The sequence below is a fragment of the Methylobacterium sp. Leaf125 genome, from assembly GCF_001423085.1.
GTDB lineage: Bacteria > Pseudomonadota > Alphaproteobacteria > Rhizobiales > Beijerinckiaceae > Methylobacterium.
This window is the reverse complement of record NZ_LMNU01000012.1, coordinates 419597-441561: the sequence shown is the minus strand read 5'-3', so window position 1 is coordinate 441561 and position 21965 is coordinate 419597. Positions and strand designations below refer to the sequence as shown.

General features: G+C 70.3%; 22 protein-coding genes. 14 read left to right on the top strand and 8 right to left on the bottom strand.

Annotation, left to right across the window (positions count from 1 at the left end):
* Positions 1-6: 6 nt before the first annotated feature.
* Positions 7-1254, bottom strand: coding sequence for an efflux RND transporter periplasmic adaptor subunit (locus tag ASF58_RS13160; RefSeq protein ID WP_055953759.1), 1248 nt, complete (start codon positions 1252-1254; stop codon positions 7-9).
* Between the two features lie 188 nt (positions 1255-1442).
* On the opposite strand from ASF58_RS13160, the gene ASF58_RS26690 reads away from it, so the two are divergent.
* A complete protein-coding gene (locus ASF58_RS26690) occupies positions 1443-1616 on the top strand; it encodes a hypothetical protein (RefSeq protein WP_181017273.1) in 174 nt (57 codons plus the stop codon).
* A 327-nt stretch (positions 1617-1943) separates the two neighbouring features.
* Here the strand turns inward: ASF58_RS26690 and ASF58_RS13155 are convergent, their stop codons facing one another.
* Positions 1944-2666, bottom strand: coding sequence for a Crp/Fnr family transcriptional regulator (locus ASF58_RS13155; RefSeq protein WP_244477311.1), 723 nt, complete (start codon positions 2664-2666; stop codon positions 1944-1946).
* Between the two features lie 489 nt (positions 2667-3155).
* Between ASF58_RS13155 and ASF58_RS13150 the strand changes: the two genes are divergently transcribed.
* Positions 3156-3866, top strand: a complete 711-nt coding sequence (locus tag ASF58_RS13150) for a Crp/Fnr family transcriptional regulator (protein WP_055952706.1) — start codon at positions 3156-3158, stop codon at positions 3864-3866.
* Positions 3867-4277: 411 nt separating this feature from the next.
* The gene (locus ASF58_RS13145; RefSeq protein WP_055952703.1) at positions 4278-5024 is read left to right on the top strand and encodes a sigma-70 family RNA polymerase sigma factor; all 747 of its coding nucleotides are present in this window, start codon (positions 4278-4280) and stop codon (positions 5022-5024) included.
* Between the two features lie 6 nt (positions 5025-5030).
* On the opposite strand, the gene mgtE is transcribed toward ASF58_RS13145, so the two are convergent.
* A complete protein-coding gene (gene mgtE, locus ASF58_RS13140; protein ID WP_055952700.1) occupies positions 5031-6401 on the bottom strand; it encodes a magnesium transporter in 1371 nt (456 codons plus the stop codon).
* A 521-nt stretch (positions 6402-6922) separates the two neighbouring features.
* On the opposite strand from mgtE, the gene pqqA (ASF58_RS13135) reads away from it, so the two are divergent.
* Both pqqA (ASF58_RS13135) and pqqA (ASF58_RS13130) read left to right on the top strand, forming a co-directional pair.
* The gene (gene pqqA / locus ASF58_RS13135; protein ID WP_055952695.1) at positions 6923-7012 is read left to right on the top strand and encodes a pyrroloquinoline quinone precursor peptide PqqA; all 90 of its coding nucleotides are present in this window, start codon (positions 6923-6925) and stop codon (positions 7010-7012) included.
* Between the two features lie 94 nt (positions 7013-7106).
* Complete coding sequence (gene pqqA, locus ASF58_RS13130; protein ID WP_055952690.1) at positions 7107-7196, top strand: pyrroloquinoline quinone precursor peptide PqqA; 90 nt, start codon at positions 7107-7109, stop codon at positions 7194-7196.
* Here pqqA (ASF58_RS13130) and ASF58_RS13125 read toward each other — a convergent pair.
* Entirely contained in the window at positions 7193-8206 is a 1014-nt protein-coding gene (locus tag ASF58_RS13125; protein ID WP_082513044.1) for a LysR family transcriptional regulator, read from the bottom strand. The two genes, pqqA (ASF58_RS13130) and ASF58_RS13125, sit on opposite strands and share 4 nt — an antisense overlap.
* A 102-nt stretch (positions 8207-8308) precedes the next feature.
* Here ASF58_RS13125 and ASF58_RS13120 point away from each other — a divergent pair, with 102 nt between their 5' ends.
* Positions 8309-9478, top strand: coding sequence for an MFS transporter (locus ASF58_RS13120; RefSeq protein ID WP_055952689.1), 1170 nt, complete (start codon positions 8309-8311; stop codon positions 9476-9478).
* 22 nt (positions 9479-9500) lie between these two features.
* Here ASF58_RS13120 and dinB read toward each other — a convergent pair whose 3' ends face one another.
* Positions 9501-10589: a DNA polymerase IV gene (gene dinB, locus ASF58_RS13115; protein ID WP_055952686.1), complete on the bottom strand. Its 1089-nt coding sequence runs from the start codon at positions 10587-10589 to the stop codon at positions 9501-9503.
* Between the two features lie 238 nt (positions 10590-10827).
* Here dinB and ASF58_RS13110 point away from each other — a divergent pair, with 238 nt between their 5' ends.
* The 4 genes from ASF58_RS13110 to ASF58_RS13095 all read left to right on the top strand — a co-directional run bounded on the left by ASF58_RS13110 (position 10828) and on the right by ASF58_RS13095 (position 16218).
* Positions 10828-11982, top strand: coding sequence for a hypothetical protein (locus ASF58_RS13110; RefSeq protein ID WP_055952683.1), 1155 nt, complete (start codon positions 10828-10830; stop codon positions 11980-11982).
* Between the two features lie 232 nt (positions 11983-12214).
* Complete coding sequence (locus ASF58_RS13105) at positions 12215-13138, top strand: alpha/beta hydrolase (protein ID WP_055952680.1); 924 nt, start codon at positions 12215-12217, stop codon at positions 13136-13138.
* 107 nt (positions 13139-13245) lie between these two features.
* Positions 13246-15525, top strand: coding sequence for a xanthine dehydrogenase family protein molybdopterin-binding subunit (locus ASF58_RS13100; protein ID WP_055952677.1), 2280 nt, complete (start codon positions 13246-13248; stop codon positions 15523-15525).
* Between the two features lie 162 nt (positions 15526-15687).
* The gene (locus ASF58_RS13095; RefSeq protein ID WP_055952674.1) at positions 15688-16218 is read left to right on the top strand and encodes a phosphate-starvation-inducible PsiE family protein; all 531 of its coding nucleotides are present in this window, start codon (positions 15688-15690) and stop codon (positions 16216-16218) included.
* 88 nt (positions 16219-16306) lie between these two features.
* Here the strand turns inward: ASF58_RS13095 and ASF58_RS13090 are convergent, their stop codons facing one another.
* The 3 genes from ASF58_RS13090 to ASF58_RS13080 form a co-directional block, all read right to left on the bottom strand.
* Positions 16307-16819: a winged helix DNA-binding protein gene (locus tag ASF58_RS13090; RefSeq protein ID WP_055953756.1), complete on the bottom strand. Its 513-nt coding sequence runs from the start codon at positions 16817-16819 to the stop codon at positions 16307-16309.
* A 164-nt stretch (positions 16820-16983) separates the two neighbouring features.
* A complete protein-coding gene (locus ASF58_RS13085) occupies positions 16984-17451 on the bottom strand; it encodes a DUF6163 family protein (RefSeq protein WP_055952671.1) in 468 nt (155 codons plus the stop codon).
* 25 nt (positions 17452-17476) lie between these two features.
* Positions 17477-18556 (bottom strand): enoyl-CoA hydratase/isomerase family protein, encoded by a 1080-nt coding sequence (locus ASF58_RS13080; protein ID WP_055952668.1) that lies wholly within the window; start codon positions 18554-18556, stop codon positions 17477-17479.
* A 312-nt stretch (positions 18557-18868) separates the two neighbouring features.
* Between ASF58_RS13080 and hemB the strand changes: the two genes are divergently transcribed.
* From hemB to ASF58_RS13060, 4 genes are all read left to right on the top strand, one after another.
* On the top strand, positions 18869-19927 hold the full coding sequence (gene hemB / locus ASF58_RS13075; protein WP_055952666.1) for a porphobilinogen synthase: 1059 nt from the start codon (positions 18869-18871) through the stop codon (positions 19925-19927).
* A complete protein-coding gene (locus ASF58_RS13070; protein WP_055952663.1) occupies positions 19924-20355 on the top strand; it encodes a hypothetical protein in 432 nt (143 codons plus the stop codon). The genes hemB and ASF58_RS13070 overlap by 4 nt, the downstream gene beginning before the upstream one ends.
* Positions 20356-20468: 113 nt before the next feature.
* Entirely contained in the window at positions 20469-20957 is a 489-nt protein-coding gene (locus ASF58_RS13065; protein WP_055952659.1) for an RDD family protein, read from the top strand.
* Between the two features lie 230 nt (positions 20958-21187).
* The gene (locus ASF58_RS13060) at positions 21188-21934 is read left to right on the top strand and encodes an arginyltransferase (protein WP_055952656.1); all 747 of its coding nucleotides are present in this window, start codon (positions 21188-21190) and stop codon (positions 21932-21934) included.
* Positions 21935-21965 lie beyond the last annotated feature (31 nt).

Below are 21965 nucleotides of genomic sequence, written 5' to 3'. Positions count from 1 at the left end.
GTCCGATCAGCGGGGGGCGGCATCGGCCGCCGAAGGCGTCGCGGCATCGGCCGCCTTGATGGGCGGAACCACGGGCCGCACCCGATCGCCGTCGCGCAGGAAGCTGCTGGCACGGGCCACCACCACCTCGTCCGCCTTGACGCCGGCACGCACCTCCAGGACGCCGTCGGCGGCGAGGCCGGGCACGATCCGGCGAGCCTCGACGCGGTCGCCGGCGACGATGAAGACGCTCGCGCCGCCATCGGCGCCGTAGAGCACCGCCGACAGGGGCACGGCGACGCCGGTGCGGCGTGCGACTTCGACCTTGCCGCGGGCGAAGGCGCCGATGCGCAGGCCCGGATCGGGGTCGAGGCCGATGCGGATGCGCCCGAGGCGCGTCGTGCGGTCGATCTCCGGATCGATGCGCCGCACCCGTCCCTTCAGGGTCCGTCCTTCGTCCCAGTCCAGGCGGGCCGGATCGCCGACGTGCAGTCGCGGCATCCAGACTTCCGGCACCTCACCCTCGAGTTCGATCTCGCCGCGGGCGATCATGCGGAACATCGGCTCGCCGATTGCGGTCGCGGTGGCGCCCACGCGGGCGGTCCGCCGGCTGACGATCCCGGCTTCGGGAGCACGGATCTCGGTTCGGGCGCGCCGCAACGCGATTTCCGCGCCCTGAGCCCGCGCGGTGGCGAGATCGGCCTCGGCGAGCTGCAATCCGCCGCGGGCGGCCGCGAGCCGGCCCTCGTTGCCCTGAGCGGCGGAGACGCGCTGCTCCAGGATCACGGCCGTGGCGTTGCCCGTGCGGATCAGGCTACGGGTGCGTTCCAGGGCAAGGTTCGCCTCGACCTGGGCCGCCTCGGCCTGCACGATCTGGCTTCGGGCCTGGATGATGGCCGCCTGCGCCTTGGCGATGGTGGCGGCGTTGGCCGCTTCCTGGGTCAGGATCATCTCGAGGGAGAGCCGCGCCAGGGGCTGGCCGCGCGTGACCTGGGCGCCCTCCTCCACGAGGAGCTCGGTGATGCGCAGTCCCTCGATCTCGGGCGCGACCAGGATCTCGTCGCGGGGGACGAGTGTGCCGGTCACCACGGCAAATTCCACGACTTCGCGAGCGACCGCCGAGGCCACCGTCACGGCCGGTGCCAGGGCGGCTGGATCCGGAACCGCCGCCGGCTCCGCCGCGCGCGCGACCGGGCCGAGCGCGGCGGCGCCGGCCAGCACCGCGAGGGCGAAACGGAACCGTTGTCCGGACGGCGCTGGCCGAGGGGGTCGCATGACAGGGCGCTCGACGAGGACGGAAAGCATGCCCATGCGGAGCGAGACCGGCGATTTCATGGCGCACCTCCGCGGCGACGTGGCAGTCGCGGTCAAATCGCCCCCATTGGGTCCGAGCCGTTGCAACTTTTTGCCGGTCGTCACGTTAGAGCAACTATAGACCTTTCCCGGTTGAGGGTTAACGAACCATGAGCATCTTCGAGGTCCGTCAGCAGTCGAACGGCGCCGTTCTCTGGACCGGCAGCGCGCTCGACGAAGTCTCCGCCCTCGATGCGATGGCGCGCGAGGCCGGCTACATCGACTTCCAGGCTCTCCCCGAAGAGATCCGCGCGGCCCACCCGGTGGCCCGTCCGATCGTCTAGAGCTTGCCTATGCCCCTCCGCTGAGGGGTCGGAAAAAGCAAAGAACCCACCCGTCCCGCCGGACAGGTGGGTTTTTTTGTTGGCGCGTTTTCCGGACTGCGCGGTGAAGCGTCGTCACCCATGGGAGGTCGGCTCGGATCGGACACCGACCGGCTGCACCGGTCGCAGTCCCGGGCTCACGGCGATCGGCTCGGCCTGGAAATCCTGGGGGCGCAGGCCCCGGGTGAACCGTTCGGAGGGCGCGTCGCGCGGCGGCAGGGTCGAGGTGACACCCCCTGGCGCTGCAGCTGGGAGGGGTGTCGCCGCGATCCGTGGCTGGATCGCACCCTAGCGGAGCATCGTGGAACTCAGCGACAGGTAGCGGGGATCGAAGCCGGCGAGGCTCGTCAGACGCTGGACGTTCCGGATCATCAGAATGCGCGAGCGCAGCTCGATCAGGCCCTGCCGCTTCAGCTCCTGAAGCGTGCGGTTGACGTGTACGGTCGAGAGGCCGGTCGTATCGGCCAGGTCGAGCTGGGACACCGGAAGGTCGTAGCCGTCGCCCCGGGCCAGTCCGACGGCGCGCAGGCGCATCAGCAACTCCAGGAACAGGTGGGCGATCCGCTCGATCGCGGAGCGGGAGCCGAGATTTACGAGCCACTCGCGCAGAGTCGCATCGTCCACTAGGTTCGCCCGCCGCAGGGTCGTGACCAGACGGGGCTGCTGGCTGACGAGGTCCCCGAGGGACGCAGGATCCATGCGCGCGATGCGACAGGCCGAGAGGCTGGCGATCGCATGGTCCCGGCGGTCGAGCAGGCCGATATCGAGGTCGCAGAAATCGCCCGGTACGAGATAGGCGAGGATCTGTCGGGTTCCGTCGGCGCGCAGCTTGTAGCGGCAGGCCATGCCTTCGACGAGGACGAAGACGCCGTCGGGAGGCTCACCCTCGCGCGCGATCTCCGTGCGCGGTCCGACGGGATCGCCGGGGACGCAGAGGCGCGTCAGGATTCCCCGATCCTCGGCCGACACGGCCCCGAAGCGCTCCAGCTTCCGGATCAGAGGGGCCGTCACAGCGTCGTCATCGCGCAAGGCTAAGCGGCGGGGCAGCCCCGGACCCGCGCCCGACGCACTCATTGCCGATGCTCCGGCGCTCGTCGACGCGCCCGATCCCGAGGCCCAGCGTTCACCCAACCCGTCACGGCGTCCTGCCCCTCCTCCAACCGATTCCGGGCTGCTCCGCCTGCGCGTGGTCCTGCCGAGATGCGACCGCAGGGGCATCGATGGCGCGCCGTCGACCCGCGTACCGCCACCGCAAGACACGCGGCCGGTCGCGATATTCCCCGATCCGCAGCGTTAATAAATCCTAAAAAGCCAGCTCGGACAGGGCTCTGCGCTCTTGGTGTGGTGGCCGACATTCGGGGAATGTCGACTACCCGACAGATCTCCTCTCGGGCTTGCCTTTGTCTCGCATCGTACAGATAGTCGAGAAATCGCTTGTATATATTCCTGAGTATGGGTCCGTGAGAGACTATTTGTGCTCTTGCCCCAAGGGACAGGGCCGTGTCGCTGCTAGAGCAATCTGCCGTTCGTAACCGCTTGCTCAGACGGCTCTCGCCAAGCGATTACCTTTTGCTTCAACCGCATCTGCGCTCGATGCCGACGGAGTTGCGTCAGGGTCTGATCTATCCACATCGCCCGATCCAGGATCTCTACTTCCCGGAGGCCGGCTACGCGTCGATCACGACGTCCGGAACGAGCAAGGTCGAGGTCGGTATCATTGGGCCCGAAGGGGTCGTGGGGGCCGCACCGGTGCTCCTGGGGAGTGACCGCACGCCCTACGACCACTTCGTCCAGAACGCGGGCGAGATGCTGGCCATCGACGCCGCTGCGCTGCTGGCTGCCACCGAGGAGAGCCTCGCGCTGCGCAACCTGCTGCTGCGGTTCGTCCAGACCCTACTGGTTCAGACGGCGCAGACCGCCTTCGCCAATGCGAGCTACAACATCGAGGTCCGGCTCGCACGCTGGCTGCTCATGTGCCACGACCGGGTCATCGGCGACGAACTGACGGTCACGCATGACTTCCTGTCATTCATGCTGGGCGTTCAGCGCACCACCGTGACACTCGCCCTGCAGCTCCTGGAGGGCAACCGCCTGATCAAGGCGCGTCGCGGGCGGATCGGAGTTCTCGACCGCACCGGACTTCTGGGCGTCGCGGGGGACAGCTACGGCGTGCCCGAGGCCGAGTATCTCCGCCTGATCGAAGGCGCCTGACCCCAGGGGTCGATCCCAGCCGACCCTCGCTGCGACGACATCACCCGGACGGCCGTGTCGCGTCAGGCCACGGTCGATGGTGCTGTGACGTCGCCATCTCGCGCTCACGCGTCAGTGAACACTCGCTCTCCTGCCGGGTTGAAGGTGTACGCATCATGCGTTCCTCCCTGGACTCGGCCCGCCCGGCAATAGCCGTGGCGGGCTCTTTGCGTATTTCTATAATGTATCTCGACAGAAAAACTTTGCGGTTTTCAGGCTGAATCTAAGCTTGAGCGTACGATTTCGTGCAGAAACCTTTGAATGTCTTCCCATTAACCTGTGTTGATGCGAGTGAGTTCCTCGTTTTGCACACTCTCTCGGACCCACGGGGATGGGGCCTATGCCCCTCCCGGCCGAATGAGAAGATACTGGATGACATCGCAATCTGGATCCGATGCACCGACCCGCCTCGTTCCCGAGAACGCCCCGCCCCTGACGGCGTCGATCCGTCGGACCCTCGGGCAGCACCTGCGCGAGACCTACGCCTCCCTCGATGATGACCAGCCCGACCGCTTCGCCGTCCTGCTCGCACGCCTCGAGGCGGTGCTGGCCGCCCGGGGCGAGACCCTCACGGCGGAGGTCCGGCAAGGGCTCCAGGACCATGCGGCGGGCCTGCGCAAGTACGCGCTCTCCCTGACCCGCGACGCCGCCCGGGCCGACGATCTGGTTCAGGACACGATGCTGCGGGCCTGGATGTACCGCGAGAGCTTCACGCCCGGCACCAACGTGTGCGGCTGGCTGACCATCATCATGCGCAACACGTTCTATTCCGGCCAGCGCAAGCGCGTGCACGAGGTCGAGGACAGCGACGGCAGCTATGCGGCCCAGCTGGTGACCCTGCCGGCCCAGGGCGCCGTCCTCGATCTGGAGGACGTCAACGCCGCCATCGGGCGGCTCTCCACGACCCTGCGCCAGGCCCTGACCCTGGTGGCCATCGACAACATGACCTACGACGAGGCCGCCACGGTGATGGGCTGCAAGATCGGCACGGTGAAGAGCCGGGTCTGGCGGGCCCGCGAAAGTCTCGCCGCCCTCGTCGGCTACTCCGCCAACGAGATCGGGCCGGACCGCCTTGCCACCTCCGTGCTCAGCGACCTCAGCCTCCGGCCCCGGGCCTGAGGCCGCCTACAGCAGCGTCCCGCGCAGGATCAGCATCGCCACCGAGAAGTAGATCACGAGGCCCGTGACGTCGACGAGGGTGGCGACGAACGGGGCCGAGGCCGTGGCGGGGTCGAAGCCGAGGCGCTGCAGCAGAAAGGGCAGCATCGATCCCGTGAGCGAGCCGAAGGTGACGATACCGACGAGGGCCGCTCCCACGGTGGCCGCCACCAGCATCCAGTGCTCGCCGTAATCGTACAGGCCGGTCTTCTGCCAGACCACGATGCGGACGATGCCGATCACCCCGAGAATCATGCCGAGGACGAGGCCGGTGGGCAACTCGCGCAGGGCCACCCGCCACCAGTCGCGCAGGCGCACCTCGTGCAGGGCCAGGGCGCGGATGAGCAGCGAGGTGGCCTGGCTGCCGGAATTGCCGCCCGAGCTCATGATCAGCGGGATGAACAGGGTCAGCACGATGGCCTTCTCGAGCTCGCCCTCGAAGCCCTGCATGGCGGTGGCCGTCATCATCTCGCCGAGGAACAGGGCGCAGAGCCAGCCGGCCCGCTTCCGGATCATGGTGCCGAAGCCGATGTCCATGTAGGGCTCGGGCAGGGCCTCCATGCCGCCGAAGCGCTGCACGTCTTGGGTCTGCTTCTCGACCATCGCGTCGATCATGTCGTCGACCGTGACGATGCCGATCACGTGGCCGACCGCGTCGATGACGGGGAGTGCCAGGAGGTCGTAGCGCGAGATCAGGCGGGCGGCTTCCTCGCGGCTGGCCGTGGGCGAGACCGCCAGCGGCCGGCGGTTCGGCGCCACCGAGAGCACGTTGTCGCCCGGATTGCCCGAGATCAGCCGGCGCAGGGGCACCGCCTTGGTCAGGGCCCGGGTGCGCGGGTCGAGGACGAAGATCGCATAGATGGTCTCGCGGGTCTTCTCGACCTGGCGGACGTGATCGAGGGTCTGCTGCACCGTCCAGTTGCCCGGCACGGCGACGAACTCCGTCGTCATCAGCGAGCCGACGGTCTCCTCGCCGTAGGTGCTGAGCCGGTCGACGGCGCCCCGGGTCTCCGCGTCGAGACGGGCGCGCAGATCCGAGCGGCCCGGCTCCTCGATCTCCCGGAAGAGGTCGGTGATGCGGTCGGCGGACATGCCGGACAGGTAGGAGGCGACCCGATCGCGCGGCAGCATCTCGATGATGTCGGCGGCGCAGTCGAGTTCGGGCTGGTCGAGCACCTCGATCGCCCGCTCCACGGGCAGGCCGAGCAGGATGGCGGCGGCGACCTCCGGGGCCTCGTCGTTGAGCGCCTCGACGATGTCGGGCGCGCGCTCGTCCGACAGGCGGGCGGCGAGCACCGCCGGATCGATGCCGGTCGGGAAGGAAGCGATCTCGTTCATGGGCTCACCTCGCAGGGCGCGCGATCCGGCCGTGACGGGCCGTCCCGCGCCGAGCCGCCCGAGCCCGGTCAGCGGGGCGTCAGGCGAGGGAAGCGGAGGCGGCCGCGCACGGCGCGGGCGATCGGTCTGGATTGTCGCTGGGCATCGGTATCGTCGAGAGGGAGCCGAAGCGCGCACCACGTGGTGAGTCGGGACTACCGCGCAGGCCCGTTCGGCGGCGCGTCAGTGCGCCTCCCCTCCCCGGGGCGTCAAGCCGAAACCGGCATCGGCCGGATCTTTCCCCCGCGGCCGTGGCGCCGCTGCCGCCCCGCCCGGTCGCGAGCCCTCGCGGTCCGCCGCGCACGCGAGAGGCAACGGCATCATATCTCTGCTTTCCGCGGCCCGGCCCGGCATCCCCGGGGCCCTCCGGCGCGGGACCGGAAATTTCTCCCAGATCCTATGAGAAATATAAGTGTAGCGCCCGCTTGTATTGTGCCCAACACAACGGCATATCGAGGGTGTCGAACACGAAGGAGTTTCCCATGAAGTGGTCCGCCCCCGTCGTCCAGGAAATCTGCGTCGGCATGGAAGTCACCAGCTACGAGTCCGCCGAGATCGATCCCTTCAACTAAGCCGCTGCCCTTCGAGGCACGCGTTTAGTCGGAAGGCGGATCGAACCCGTTCGGGTTCGGCTTTCACAATCCCAAACCAACCAGGAGAGACGTCATGAAGTGGTCTGCCCCCATCGTCCAGGAAATCTGCGTCGGCATGGAAGTGACGAGCTACGAGTCCGCCGAGATCGATCCCTTCAACTAAGGGAGATCGCGGGTCCCGCCCGCGGGACCGGCTGATCCGAGGGGGGCGCTATCCGAAAGGGTGGCGCCCCTTTCGTTTGGGCTGAGAGTGTCGGGCGGCGGTGATTCCCTCGGCGAGCGCAGCGCTTCCGCCAGGAAGTCGATCAGCACCCGGACGCGCGTCGGCATCGACGGGCCGCCGATGAAGACCGCATGGATGGCCTCGCGGTCCTGCGGATTGTAGCGCTCCAGCAGCGGCACGAGGCGCCCGCTCGCCAGTTCATCGGCGATGTGGAAGCGCCCGACACGGGTGATGCCCATGCCGCCGAGGGCGAGTTGGACCAGCGTCTCGCCGTTGTTGGCGGACATGGAGCCGGAGACCGCCAGGAGGTAATCGCGTCCCTCCTCCCGGAACGGCCACCCGGGCTCGGCGCGGCGGAAGTTGAAGTCGAGGCAGTTGTGTCGGGCGAGGTCGGCGGGGATGTCCGGTGTTCCGACCCGCGCCAGATAGGCGGGCGAGGCCACGACCGTCCGGCCCGTGTCGCCGAGGCGGCGCGCGGTGAGCGGGCTGTCCGGTAAAGTTCCGAAGCGGATCGCCACATCAGCGCGTCCGCCGAGGATGTCGGCGACCTGGTCGCTGAGGTCGATGTCGACGCTGATGCCGGGATGGCGCGTCACGAATTCCGCCAGCAACGGCACGATCACCAGACGCCCATGGGCGGAGGCGGTGCTGATCCGGACCCGACCGCGGGGGGAGGCCTGATCGGCGATTGCGCTCTCGCTCTCGGTGATATCGGCGAGGATGCGGCGCGCGGCACGGGCATAGCTCTCGCCCTCGGCGGTAAGGCGCAGCGTCCGGGTGGTTCGCACGATCAGCTGCACGCCGAGGCGTGCCTCCAGGCGAGCGACGATGCGGCTGACGGCGGAGGCGGTCAGCCCCAGCCCGCGGGCCGCCGCGGACAGGCTGCCGTCTCGCGCAATGGCGAGGAAGGCCGCCATCTCCCCCGTCCGGTCGATTCGGTCCCGCGGCATTCGTGCTCCTGACGCACAGATGTCGGTCCGGAGATGGGGCTACCGCCCGGTGTCGCGCTGCATCATGTGCCTGTCGGGAACAATGACCGAGAGGCAACCCCCATGACAATCCATCCTGCGCTGCTGGCGCTGAGCATCGGCGCCTTCGGGATCGGCGTCACCGAATTCTCGCCGATGGGCATGCTGCCGCTGATCGCGAACGATCTCGGCGTCTCGATCCCGGCCGCCGGCCTACTGGTCAGCGCCTATGCGCTCGGCGTCCTGATCGGCGCCCCGCTGATGACCCTCGCCTTCGCGCGGGTGCCGCGCCGGGCGCTTCTCGTGGGCCTGATGGGCATCTTCACGGTGGGCAGCGTGATTTCGGCCCTCTCCGACGGGTACGCGATGCTGCTCGCGGCACGGATCGTCACGGCCTTCAACCACGGCGCCTTCTTCGGGATTGGATCGGTGGTGGCCGCCAGCCTCGTACGGCCTGAGCGGCGTGCGGCCGCCGTGGCCGCGATGTTCTCCGGCCTAACCATCGCGACGATCGGCGGCGTGCCCCTCGCCGCCTGGGTCGGGGAGGCGCTGGGCTGGCGCGCGGCCTTCTGGGGCATCGCCGGCATCGGCGCCGTCGCGATGCTCTCGCTGCGGCTGGCCCTGCCGCCCCTGCCCGTGGAGAACGCCCCCGACATCCGCGCGGAGCTGCGCGTCGTGGCGCGGCCGGCCGTTCTCGGCGCCCTCGCGCTCACGGTCCTCGGGTCGAGCGCCATGTTCACAGTCTTCACCTACATCGTCCCGATCCTGCGCATCGAGACGGGGGCGGACGCCTCCTTCGTCACGGCCATGCTGGTGGTCTACGGCGTCGGCCTGACCCTCGGGAACTGGGCCGGCGGACGCCTGGCCGACCGCACGGTGGACGGAACCATCATCGCCTCCCTGGTAGCCCTGGTCCTGCTGCTCGGGGTGTTCGCCGTCGGGATGGACTCGCGCTGGGTCGCCGCCCCGCTCATCCTGCTCTGGGGCGTCGCGAGCTTCGCCCTGGTGCCGCCCCTACAGATGCGGGTGATGGCGGAGGCCAGCGAGGCGCCCAACCTCGCCTCGGCCCTGAATATCGGTGCGTTCAACCTCGGCAACGCCATCGGTGCGGCCCTCGGCGGCCTCGTGATCGACCTCGGCGGAGGCTATCCGGCGGTCTCGGTGGCGGGGTCAGCAATGGCGGCGGTCGGCCTCGCTTTCCTCCTCGTTCTGCGGCGCGGCCGGCGCGTCGCGGGCGCGGCGGCGTGTCCCTGACGCCGGGGAACCGGGCGCGCCTCTACAATCCGAGGCCGAGCTGGCGCGGTTCCGGGGCGGGGCCGTGTTCCAGGGCGGAGAGGGAGACCCCGAGGAGGCGCACGCTGCGCCGGAGCGGGAACAGGTCGCGCAGGAGGAACAGAACGGTCTCTTCCAGGGCGGCGCGATCCGGGACGAAGCCGGGCACCGAGCGGGCCCGGGTGATCTGCTCGAAATCCGCGAACTTCACCTTCAGCGTCACCGTGCGGGCCCGGACCTCCTTGGCGGTGGCGGCACCCCAGACCTTGTCGAGGATCGGCGCCAGCCGTTCCGCGAGCACCGCGAACTCCGACGAATCGTCCGAGAAGGTGTTCTCGGCGCCGATGGATTTCCGGATCCGGTTGACCCGGACCGGACGCGGGTCGATGCCTCGCGACACCCCGTAATAGTAGGGCGCCGAGGCACCGAACCGCTTCGTCAGGGCCTCGAGGCTGAGGGCGCGCAGATCGCGCCCGGTCAGGATGCCGAGGGCCTTCATCCGCCCCTCGGTGACCGGGCCGATGCCGTGGAAACGCCCGATCGGCAATGCCTCGACGAAGGCCGGCCCCATGGCGGGGGTGATCACGAAGAGGGCGTCGGGCTTGCGGAAGTCGGAGGCGACCTTGGCCAGGAACTTGTTGTACGAGACGCCGGCCGAGGCCACGAGACCGGTCTGCGCGCGGATCGTGGCCCGGATCGCGCGGGCCACCGCCGTGGCGGTCGGCAGTCCCTGACGGTTCTCCGTCACGTCGAGATAGGCCTCGTCGAGGGCCACGGGCTCGATCAGGTCGGTGTGCTCGGCAAAGACCGCCCGGATCTGCTCGGAGATCGAGCGGTAGACCTCGAAGCGCGGCTTGACGAAGACGAGGTCGGGGCAGAGCCGGCGCGCGGTGACGGAGGGCATGGCCGAGCGTACACCGAAGGCCCGCGCCTCGTAGCTCGCCGCCGCCACCACGCCGCGCTCGCGCGATCCGCCCACCGCCACCGGCCGGCCCCGCAACGCCGGGTCGTCGCGCTGCTCCACCGAGGCGTAGAACGCGTCCATGTCGATATGGATGATCTTGCGGATCGCGCCCGCGCCGTCCGGGTCCATCGCGGACGCTCCTCCGATCGTTCTATCGCTGGTGTTCGTGGTCTGTTCGCAGCATCCCGGTCCCGGCCCGGGAATCAACCCCTGCCGGCTCCCGATCCCCCGCGAAACCGACGCAGCCGAGCAGGGACGAACCAGGGGGCTCACCGCGCGGGGGGCTCGCCGCGAACCGGGGCGTGCCGCATAAGGGCGCCCAGGACACACGAAGCCCGTGCTTCGCGATTCGCCCGAGGACAGGTTCTTGAACATCACCCAGATCACCCACCACGACCTCGACGGCTACGGCGCCTCCACGGTGGTCGGCCAGTTCGCCGAGGTCGCCCGCATCGTGCACGTGCCGCGCTATTCCGATGTCGGGCCGGTGGTCGAGACCGAACTGAAGCGCCTCGGCAAGGCGTCCGCCCCGGAAATGATCGTGATGACCGATCTCGGCCTGGAGGCGGTGGCCGTCACCTTCCTGCGCAACTTCGCCGCCCTGAACCGCCGCCGCGAGCCCGAGGCACGCCACCGGCTCGTCGTCCTCGACCACCACGCCTCCTCGGTCGACCAGCTGCGCGAGCAGGGCCTCGCACCGCTGGCCGATCCCGCAACGCCGAGCCTGCAGCGCTTCGACCTGGAAGATCCGAACCTCGTCGTGCTCATCGACGAGGCCTGCTGCGCCACCCGGATGGCCTACGAGCACCGGGCCCTCTACGCGACCCGCGAGAGCGGCGAGGATCCGATCCTCGGCGCCCTGGTGACGGCGGTCGATGCCGTGGATCTGTGGCGCAAGGACCGGCCGGCCTTCCGCAGCGGCCTGAGCCTCGACGAGATGTTCTGGGACAACGTCTCGAACCTCGTGCCGATCGGCCATCCCTGGCACGACCGGTTCGTCGGCGACCTCCTCCTCGGCGCGGCCCGCCTCCTCGGCGACGGCGCCTCCCCGGCCGTGATCGAGGGCCAGGTGCCGGCCCTGCGCAAGGCGATCCTCGACGGCTACCTCGCCGAGGATGCCGAGGACGACCGCACCCTCACCACCCGCATGCGCATCGCCCGGGTGCTCGCCCGCTCGGACCTGTTCCATCCCCTCTCGGACGGCACGCTGATGTCCTTCGGGCTCGATTCCGGCACCTTCCAGCGGGTCTCGGACCTCATCATGGAGAGCGGCCGGGCCAAGCGCGTCCTCAACGTGCAGCGGGCCGGCACGATGTCCTTCCGCTCCAACAACGAGACCGCCCTCGACGGCGCGCGGCGCTTTCGCGGCGGCGGGCACAAGGATGCCGCCGGTGGCAAGCTGACCAGCGGCTCGGCCTTCTCCCTGGCGGACGCCATCGCGCAGGTCGAGCCCGTGCTGAACCCGCCGGCGGCCGATCCGGCGCTGACCCCGTTCGGGGCCCTGAAGAACTGGAAGGGCTGAGGCGCGCGATCGCGCCGACCCGGCCGCGCCCGATTGCCGAGCGGGCCCAATTGCCGGCCGGGCCAGAGCGCGGCAGACTCGTCGACGCACGCAGCCCGCGGCATCCGCGCCACGGGGCGTCCCGCTGCCTGGCACCGCGGCGTCGCGCGCGGTGCCGGACACCCGCCGGCGCTTCGGAACCGGTTCCGTGCCGGGGCGGGCCCACCTTCTCAGTGACGTTTCCGGGGACACCATGCCGCCGATCGACTTCCTCAGCCGTGGGCCATGTCCGTTCCTGCCGGGCTTCGACCTCGCCGACGCGACGCTGCCCGACCTGCGCCTTCGGGTCGCCCTGTCGCCGGGCGGGCACCGTCTCCCGGTCCTGCTGCTGCACGGTCATCCCCAGACTCACGCCACCTGGCACGCTGTCGCGCCCCGGCTGCGTGACTTGGGCCATCCCGTCGTGGCCCCCGACCTGCGGGGCTACGGCGATTCCGAGCGCCCGGACTCGGCGGCCGATCATGCCCCCTACGCCAAGCGGGCCATGGCGGCCGATGCGATCGCGCTGATGCGGGCCTTCGGCTACGCGCGCTTCGCGGTCGTCGGACATGACCGCGGCGGCCGGGTCGCGCATCGCCTGGCCCTCGACCACCCCGCCGCGGTGGACCGCCTCGCCGTCCTCGACATCGCACCGACGCAGACGATGTACGCCCGGACCGACCGCGCCTTCGCGACCCGCTACTTCTGGTGGTTCTTCCTGATCCAGCCCGCCCCCCTGCCGGAGCGGATGATCGGCGCCGATCCGGAGGCCTATCTGCGTCACCACCTCGCCGGCCAGAGCCGGACGCCCGGGATTCCGAGCGAGGCGATGATCCGGGAATACCTGCGCTGCTACCAGGCGCCCGGCAGCATCCATGCGATCTGCGAGGATTACCGCGCCGCGGCCGGCATCGACCTCGACCACGATGCCGCGGACGACGCGGCCGGACGCCGGGTCACGGCGCCGCTCCTCGCCCTCTGGGGTGCGCGAGGCACGGTCGGCGAACTCTACGACGTCGCCGCCACCTGGCGCGGGAAGGCCGACCGGGTGGAGGGGCACGCCCTCCCCTGCGGGCATCTGCTGCAGGAGGAAGCCCCCGAGCTGGTGCTGAACCACCTGCGTCCCTTCCTGGCCTGAGGGCCGGCCGTCGCACCGCACCGCGGGCGCTTGAGCGACTCGCGGTCGCGGCCGGATCGCCCGGCCCGGCCCTGCGGTTACTCCTGCCGTGAGGCGAGGAGAGCCCGATGGCGAGACCGACCGACCTGCCCGATCGCCCGATCTGGCTGGGGCATCCGCATCCGCGTGTCGAGGGGGGCGCCAAGGTCACGGGCACGGCCGTCTATGCTTCGGACACCCGCCTGCCGGGCCTCGCCCACGCCGCTCTGGTCACCAGCCCCATTCCGCGCGGACGGATCACCGGCTTCGACCTCGCGGCGGCGCAGGCGGTCCCGGGCTGCCTGCGCATCTTCACCCATCGGGATTTCGCCGGCGCGATCCGGCCGGTGAAGCACCTCATGGCCGGGGGCTACGCCAATAGCAGTCACCTGCCCCTGGGCTCGGACATGGTGGCGTATGCCGGTCAGATCGTCGCCCTGGTGGTGGCGGAGACCGTCGAGGCAGCCCGCGCCGCGGCGGCCTGCACCCGGGTTCACTACGCGGCCGAGGCCTTCGCCGACGGATTCGATGCGCCGCGGGCGGAGGTCGTGCGCCTGGCCGACCTGAAGCCGGAGCACCACGACCCTCGGATCGGCGACGCCGACGCGGCCCTGGCGCGGGCGGACGTCACCGTGGCCGCGCACTACGCCACGCCGATCCAGCACCACAACCCGATCGAACTGTTCACGACCACCTGCGCCTGGGACGGCCCGCGCCTCACCGTCCACGAGCCGTCGCGCTACATCGGCGCGGTCCGGCACGGCCTCGCCGCGCAGCTCGGCCTCGACCCGGCCGACATCCGGGTGGTCTCGGGCCTGATCGGCGGCCATTTCGGCGCGAAGCTCGCCCTGGCGCAGTACACGGCGCCGGTCGCCCTGGCGGCCCGCGCCCTCGGTCGGCCGGTCTCCCTGGTCGCGAGCCGGCGGGACGGTTTCACCATCGCCAATTATCGGCCCGAGACCCGGCACGACATCCGCCTCGGCGCGCGCGCGGACGGGCGCTTCACCGCCCTCGTGCACGAGGCCGCGGTCATCGCCTCGCGCTTCGATCCCTTCGCCATGGAGGGCACCGACGTCACCGCGAGCCTCTATGCCTGCCCGGCCGTCCGCACCGACGAGCGTGCCGTGCGGGTCGACCGCAACACCCCGGGGCCGATGCGGGCGCCGCCCGAGGTGCCCTACCTCTTCGCCCTGGAGAGCGCCGTCGACGAGATGGCGGTCGCCCTCGGGATCGACCCCATCGCCCTGCGCCGGCGCAACGACACGGCCACCGATCCGATCTCCGGCAAGCCGTTCTCCTCGCGCCCGCTGATGGCCTGCTTCGATGCCGGGGCGGAAGCCTTCGGCTGGGCGACCCGCGATCCGGAACCGGGGCGGATGCGCGACGGCCCGTGGCGGATCGGATTCGGCTGCGCCGCCTCGGCCCGGCCGGTGAAGATCTCCCCCGCCACCCTGCGGATCCACCTCACGGCCGATGGCCGCGTCACCGTCGCCACCGCCCACCACGAGATCGGCAACGGGATCACGACGCTGCTCGCCCTCGGGGCCGCCGAGTGGCTCGGCACCGCGCCCGAGGCCGTCACGGTCCGCCTGGGCGATACGGCGCTGCCGGCGGCGGGGCTCTCGGGCGGCTCCTCCACCACGACCAGCCTGCTCCACACCCTGGCCCAGGCTTGCGAGACCCTTCGGGCGCGCCTGGCCTCCGCCGCCATCGCATCCGGTGCCCTGGCCGGGGCGGATCCCGCGACGCTGCGCCTGCAGGCGGGCGGTCTCGTCGCGCCGGACGGGCGGGCCTGTCCGCTGCGGGCGCTCGTTGCCAGCCTCGATTCGAACGGGATCGAGACCGTGGCGGCCTTCACCCCCGAGGGGTCGGGGCCGGAAGCCCTGGAGGCGATCGAGGCGGGCAAGATGGCCCTCGGCACGGGGGCCGGCAGCAAGGCCCTGTCCTGGGCCTTCGGGGCGCAGTTCGCGCGGGTGCGGGTTCACGACGAAACCGGCGAGATCCGGGTGCCGCGGCTCCTCGGCGCCTTCGCGGCCGGCCGGGTCCTCAATCCGCTGACCGCCCGGAGCCAGCTCACCGGCGGGATGATCTGGGGCCTCGGCTCGGCGCTTCTCGAGGAGACGATCCTCGACCGCGGCCACTACCGGAACGCGGACCTGGCCGAGTACCTCGTCGCCACCGCGGCCGATGCGCCGGAGGTCGAGGCGCTTCTCGTGCCGGACCCGGACCACGCCGTGAATCCCCTCGGCCTGAAGGGTCTCGGCGAGCTCGGAATCATCGGCGTCAACGCCGCCATCGCCAATGCGGTGTTCCACGCCACGGGCCGCCGGATCCGGTCGCTGCCGATCCGGGTCGAGGACATGCTGTGAGCCGGCCTGCGCCGCTGCGACCGTCGATGCTGCGGCGCTGACGCGGTCGTGAACGCCCCGGCCGTCGCGGGCGCTCCGCCCGGGCCGGTCCCGGAGCGTGGCCGCGCTGGACGCCCGCCCGTCGATCCTGTCTGATCGACCCGACAGAGGGGGGAGCGCGTCATGTCCGACGACCGGGACGATCAGGGCCGGCTCACGCGTGCGGCGAGCTTCGTCTTCCTGCACACCGAGCACGCGATCTACGCGGCCCTCGGCGTGCTCCTCGCCCTCACGGCCCTCGTCGCCCTGGTCGACGCCACCGCGCTGACCTGGGAAGCCCTGCGCCACCTGGGCGGGGCCGACCAGATCCTCGAGGTGGTGGACCGGCTGCTGTTCCTGCTGATGCTGATCGAGATCCTGCACACGGTGCGGGTGTCGATGCGCTCGGGCAAGCTCACCTGCGAGCCGTTCCTCATCGTCGGCCTGATCGCCTCGATCCGACGGGTTCTGGTCATCACCCTGCAATCGTCGGAGATCACCCACGCCAAGGACTGGTCGCCGGAGAAGCAGGCGTTGTTCCAGGCCTCGATGATCGAGCTCGGCGTCCTCGCCGGCCTGATCCTCACGATGGTGTTCGCGATCTTCATGCTCCACCGTGCCCGGGACGACGGCAAGCCGGCGGGCGAGGAATCGGCCGAGCACGCGGGCTCCTGACGGAGCGGGACGCCCTCACGGGGACCCCGGAACGCGAACAAGCCCGGCGAGCCGGGCTTGTGCGATGCTGCGATCGCGCGATCCGGTCCTAGAGGCGGTAGCGGATCTGGTCGGTCCAGAAGCGCTCCAGGCGGCTGAGCGCGGTGTTGAGGCGACCGAAATCGTCGTCCGAGATCCCGCCGATCGGCTGGATGGTGCGGGCGTGCTTGTCGTACAGGCTCTGGATGATGTCGTGGACCTGACGGCCCTTGTCGGTGAGGCTGATGCGGACCGAGCGGCGGTCGGTCTTCGACCGGGCGTGGTGGAGGTAGCCTGCCTCGACGAGCTTCTTGACGTTGTAGGACACGTTCGAGCCGAGATAGTAGCCCTTGGTGCGCAGCTCGCTCGCGGTGAGCTCCTTGTCGCCGATGTTGTAGAGCAACAGGGCCTGGACGCTGTTGACGTCCTCGCGGTCGCGGCGCTCGAATTCGTCCTTGATCACGTCGAGGAGGCGGCGGTGCAGGCGCTCGACGAGGTGCAGGGCCTCAAGATACGAGCCATGTGCCGGAGCGGCCTCGGGAGCGGTTTCGGTCTTGCTAACCTTTGCAGCCTGGGACTTCATCATGGGCCTCTTCAGGTTTCTGTGTTTCAGGGCCGGTGTTCTTCGCCACCGCTTATGAAGCCAACCTAGAAGTCCCAGATGAAAGACGGTTTAAGCGATAGGATGAATTTGCGATTTACCTCTCTCGGTAAATGCAAGATGAAGCGAACGTCGTAACCCGGCGTTTACCGGATTTCCCGCGCGGCCAGGAAAGACAAGATAAAATACAACGCAATAATTCCCGCCTGTATTGCCAGGTATACGGGGGCTATTGGCAGCAGCTGCGGGGTCAGGACCGCGAGCGTGAGCGCGCTGGTGGCGGCCAGCAGCCAGACCACGCCGCCCCAGGCGCTGGTGAGCCAGAGACCGACCGCCGCCATCGGGTCGATCACCGCGAAGTAGACGATCACGCTCTGGCGCCCGAGCGTCTCCGATTCGAAGGGGCGCCCGCCGGGCAGGATGTCGAGGATGCCGGCCCAGGTGGCGACGGCCTTCGCCAGCCAGAACAGGGCGGTGAGGCGCATGAACCAGACCAGCACCACGTCCCAGCCGGTCTGTGGCACCTGGGGCGCACGCTCGATCCGGTCGGCACCGGCGTCCTGATTGCGTCCGCGGATCTCGCGGGAGCCAGGGACCTTCGTCAATCCGCGCACGCCGGACCTCTTCTCATGACTGGGATCACGACATGGATCCTGACTTGGGCGATCCGCCGAAGGTCGGTTCCGGCCCGCCCGTGGGCGCGAAGGCCCCGGCGATCGACGACGGGTCGACGGCGTCCAGGCTGGCGGGCTTCCAGGCCGGCGCGCCGTCCTTGTCGATCACGGCCGCGCGCACGCCCTCGAAGAAGTCGTGGCCGCGCATCAGGGCGCTGACCATCCGGTATTCCGTCAGCATCGCCTCGGGGAAGCTCGAAGCGGCGCCGCGGCGCATCTGTTCGCGCACCAGAACCAGGCTGGTGGGCGAGCGCGTGCGCATCAGGGCGGCCGTCCCGGTGGCGAAGGCAGAGCCGTCCGCCTCGAGGCGCGCCAGGATCTCCACGACCGTAGCAGCCGAGAAGCAGGCATCGATCACGGCCCGGGCTGCGACCAGAGTCTCCGGATCCGGCACCGGTCGGCCTCGGTCGGCGAGCAGCGCCTCGATCGGCCCGCCGGAGGCGAGGCCGTCGACGATTTCGTCGAAATCCGCCGCCGCGGCGTGGTGGGTGGCCAGACCCACCGCGTGGGCATCGCCCGGTCCGATGCGGGCGCCGGTCAGGGCGAGGTAGGTTCCCGTGCATCCGGGCAGGCGCGGCAGCACGTAGGTCATGCCGACATCGGGAAACAGGCCGATCCCGACCTCCGGCATGGCGAAGCTGTAGTGCTCCGACGAGACCCGGTGGCTGCCATGGACCGAGATGCCGTTGCCGCCACCCATGACCAGGCCCTCGATCAGGCTGACCACGGGCTTCGGGTACCGCTGCACCGTGGCGTCGAGGCCGTACTCGGCGCGCCAGAAGGCATCGACGGCGGCATGCGCGCCGGCCTTGGCGAGGGCGTAGAGCTGGCGGATGTCGCCGCCGGCGCAGAAGGCTCGTCCGCCCCGGCCGCGCAGCACCACCCGCGTCACCGCGGCGTCACCGGCCCAGGCGTCGAGCTGGGCCTGCATCGCCCCGAGCATCGCCAGGGACAGGGCGTTCAGGGCGCGCGGCCGGTTCAACGTCACGAGGCCCACCGCCCCGCGCCGCTCGAACAGGATCTCCGCTTCGCCCGAATCTGCCATGGGTTCTCCCGCCTCCGGCAGGGGTCTCCAGCCTGGACCGCCTGCTTAGACGAGGTTTTGGCGCTGGGCGTCAATCGGAGGGGCGTCGCCGGAGGCGCTTCGTCTGTGCGCACGGCACGGGTCGACGGTGCAGGTCGATGGCGCAGGTCGACCCGCCATCCCTGCGTCGGCATCACGGGTTTCGGAGGCTTTTCCGGATGTGTTAGGCCCGTGCTCGCCCGCCCCGGCCAGGGCCCCTCCCGGCCAGGGGCTCTCCCCGCTAGGGTCTCTCCCGGCCACGGCCCGGGCCGAAAACGATCGAGTGCGCCCACGATGACCAACGAACTCGCGACCCCGCGTCCCCTGGCGGTCGAGACGGCCCAGGAAGCCGCTCGCCCCGTGGCCCTCGGCATCACGCAGCGCCCGCGCCGCAACCGCAAGGCCGAGTGGTCGCGCCGCCTCGTGCGCGAGAATACCCTCACGGTCGACGACCTGATCTGGCCGCTCTTCGTGATCGAGGGGTCGGGCCGGCGCGAGCCCATCGCCTCGATGCCCGGTGTCGAGCGCCTCAGCGTCGACGAGATCGTCCGGGACGCCGAGAAGGCTGCCCGCGCGGGCATCCCGGCGATCTCGTTCTTCCCCTACACCGAGCCGAGCCTGCGCGATCCCACCGGCTCGGAATCGCTCAATCCGGACAACCTCGTCTGCCGGGCGGTCCGGGCGGTGAAGACGGCGGTGCCCGAGCTCGGCATCATGACCGACGTCGCCCTCGATCCCTATACCAGCCACGGCCATGACGGCCTGCTGGAGGACGGCGCGATCCTCAACGACGAGACCGTGGCCCTCCTGGTCGAGCAGAGCCTGATCCAGGCGGAGGCCGGCACCGACATCATCGCGCCCTCCGACATGATGGACGGGCGCGTCGGCGCGATCCGGGCCGGCCTCGACCGGGCGGGCTTCCGCGACGTGCAGATCATGGCCTACGCGGCCAAGTACGCGAGCGCCTTCTACGGCCCGTTCCGGGATGCCATCGGGACCCAGGCGGCCCTGGTCGGCGACAAGCGCACCTACCAGATGGACCCGGGCAATTCCGACGAGGCCATCCGGGAGGTCGCCCTCGACCTCGCGGAGGGGGCGGATTCGGTCATGGTGAAGCCCGGCCTGCCCTACCTCGACATCATCCGCCGGGTGAAGGACGAGTTCGCGGTGCCGACCTTCGCCTACCAGGTCTCGGGCGAGTACGCGATGATCGAGGCCGCTGCCCGCAACGGCTGGCTCGACGGCGAGCGGGCCATGGTCGAGAGCCTGCTGGCCTTCAAGCGCGCGGGCGCCGACGGCGTGCTCACCTACTACGCGCTGCGGGTCGCCGAGCGGCTGCGCGCCGGCGCGTGAGCCTCGGGTCCACCGCGCGCGGCCTCCGCGCGGCGCTTGCCGGCGGGGTCGCCCTCCTCGGCCTCTTCGCCCTCGGCGGCTGCGAGAGCTCGGTCGATCGGCAGCGCGCCCTGATCTGCCGACGGGTCGTACCCGCGCTCGCACCGCCCGAGACCGCGGTGAAGCTCCTGCGCATCGGCGCGGGCGCGACGCCGGACGAACTCCGCGTCGACTACGCGGTGGCGGGGCGGCCCGGCCAGGCCGCGCGCCAGCGCTGGGTCACCTGCAGCTTCGGTCCCGGCGCGGAACTCCTCGGCCTCGCCACCGAGGGCGGGCCGGTCAACGGGGCGCGCCTGTTCCTGCTGCGCCACTACTACCTCGAGACCCCGGAGGCCGCCGCCGCGGACCCGGGCGTCCAGCCGGTGCCGGCCGACCGCCTGACGCACTGAGTTGGGCGGACGCGTCGATCTCGCGGTGCCGGCTTGAGTCTCGTCGGGCGCACGCCCATCTCTCCGCTCAGAACGTCGCCGCTCCGTCCGCGAGCGCGATCCAGGAGCGCCCCATGCGCGAGACGCAAAGCCCCTACGCCGATCGCTTCCAGACCGGCTACGCCCCCCAGTTCCCGGTGCCCCATGTCCGGGGCAGCCTGGGCGCGCGCTTCATGGCCTACCTCCTCGACATCCTGTTCATCTTCGGGTTCACCGCCCTGCTCACCCTGGTGATCACGGTGATCGGCGCCCTCACCTTCGGGCTGGGCTGGACCCTGTTCGCGATCCTGCCGGCCAGCGGCATCCTCTACAGCGCGATCACGGTCGGCGGCCGGGGCCAGAGCACCTGGGGCATGCGGATGATGGGCCTGCGCGTGGTCGCGCCGGAGAGCGGCGCCCGCGTCGACTACCTCACCGCCGCGATCCACGCGCTGCTGTTCTACGTGGCCGTGGCCTCGGCCTTCCTGCTCTGGATGCTCGATGTCGGCATCGGCCTGGTGCGGGCCGACCGTCGCCTCGGCCACGACCTGCTCCTCGGCCTCGCGGTGGTGCGGGCCGGCTGACGCGGTCGCCTTCGCCGTCACCGAAAGTCACCGTCGACGCGGCCGTTCGCGGCTGAACAAGACGAGGGAAGTTTCCGGCGCCACGTTCGAGGCGCCAAGATTCAGACGCACGGTTTCGCACGAAATTGTCGCGGAACCCCGGGAGGGTGTTGAGCCGGCCCGCGTTGCGGATACACTCAAGTCTCGGGGTGCGCTGTGCGCACCCGGCGCGCGGCGAGCGACAGACAAGCGTGACGAGCCATTCCCGGGACACCCCGCAATTCTACCTCACGGCGCCCTCCCCGTGCCCCTACCTGCCTGGGCAGGAGGAGCGGAAGGTCTTTACACACCTGGTCGGGCGCCGCGCCCGCGACCTCAACGAGATCCTGACGCAGGGCGGCTTTCGCCGCTCGCAGACCATCGCCTACCGGCCGGCCTGCGAATCCTGCCGGGCCTGCATCTCGGTGCGGGTGGTGGTGTCCGATTTCCGGCCCTCGGCCAGCCAGCGCCGCATCCTCCAGCGCAACGCCGACCTCGTGGGCGCTCCGGAGCCCAACCGCCCGGCCTCCGAGCAGTACGCCCTGTTCCGGCGCTACCTCGACGCCCGCCACGGCGACGGCGGCATGGTCGACATGACCGTGCTCGACTACGCCATGATGATCGAGGACAGCCACGTCGACACCCACTTGGTGAGCTATCGACGGCGCGGACCCGACACCGCGATCAACGGGCGCGGCACCGGGCCGACCGTCGCCCTCTGCCTGACCGACGTCCTCGCGGACGGCCTGTCGATGGTCTACTCGTTCTACGATCCGGCCGAGGCGCACCGCTCGCTCGGCACCTACATGATCCTCGACCACATCCGCCGCGCCGCCGATCTCGGCCTGCCCTATCTCTATCTCGGCTACTGGGTCGAGGGCTCGCGGAAGATGGATTACAAGGCCCGCTTCACCCCGCAGGAACGCCTGATGGGCCCCGGCTGGCAGCGGGTGGAGTAACCCACCCGCCCGCACCGCCGCGGTCCGCTTC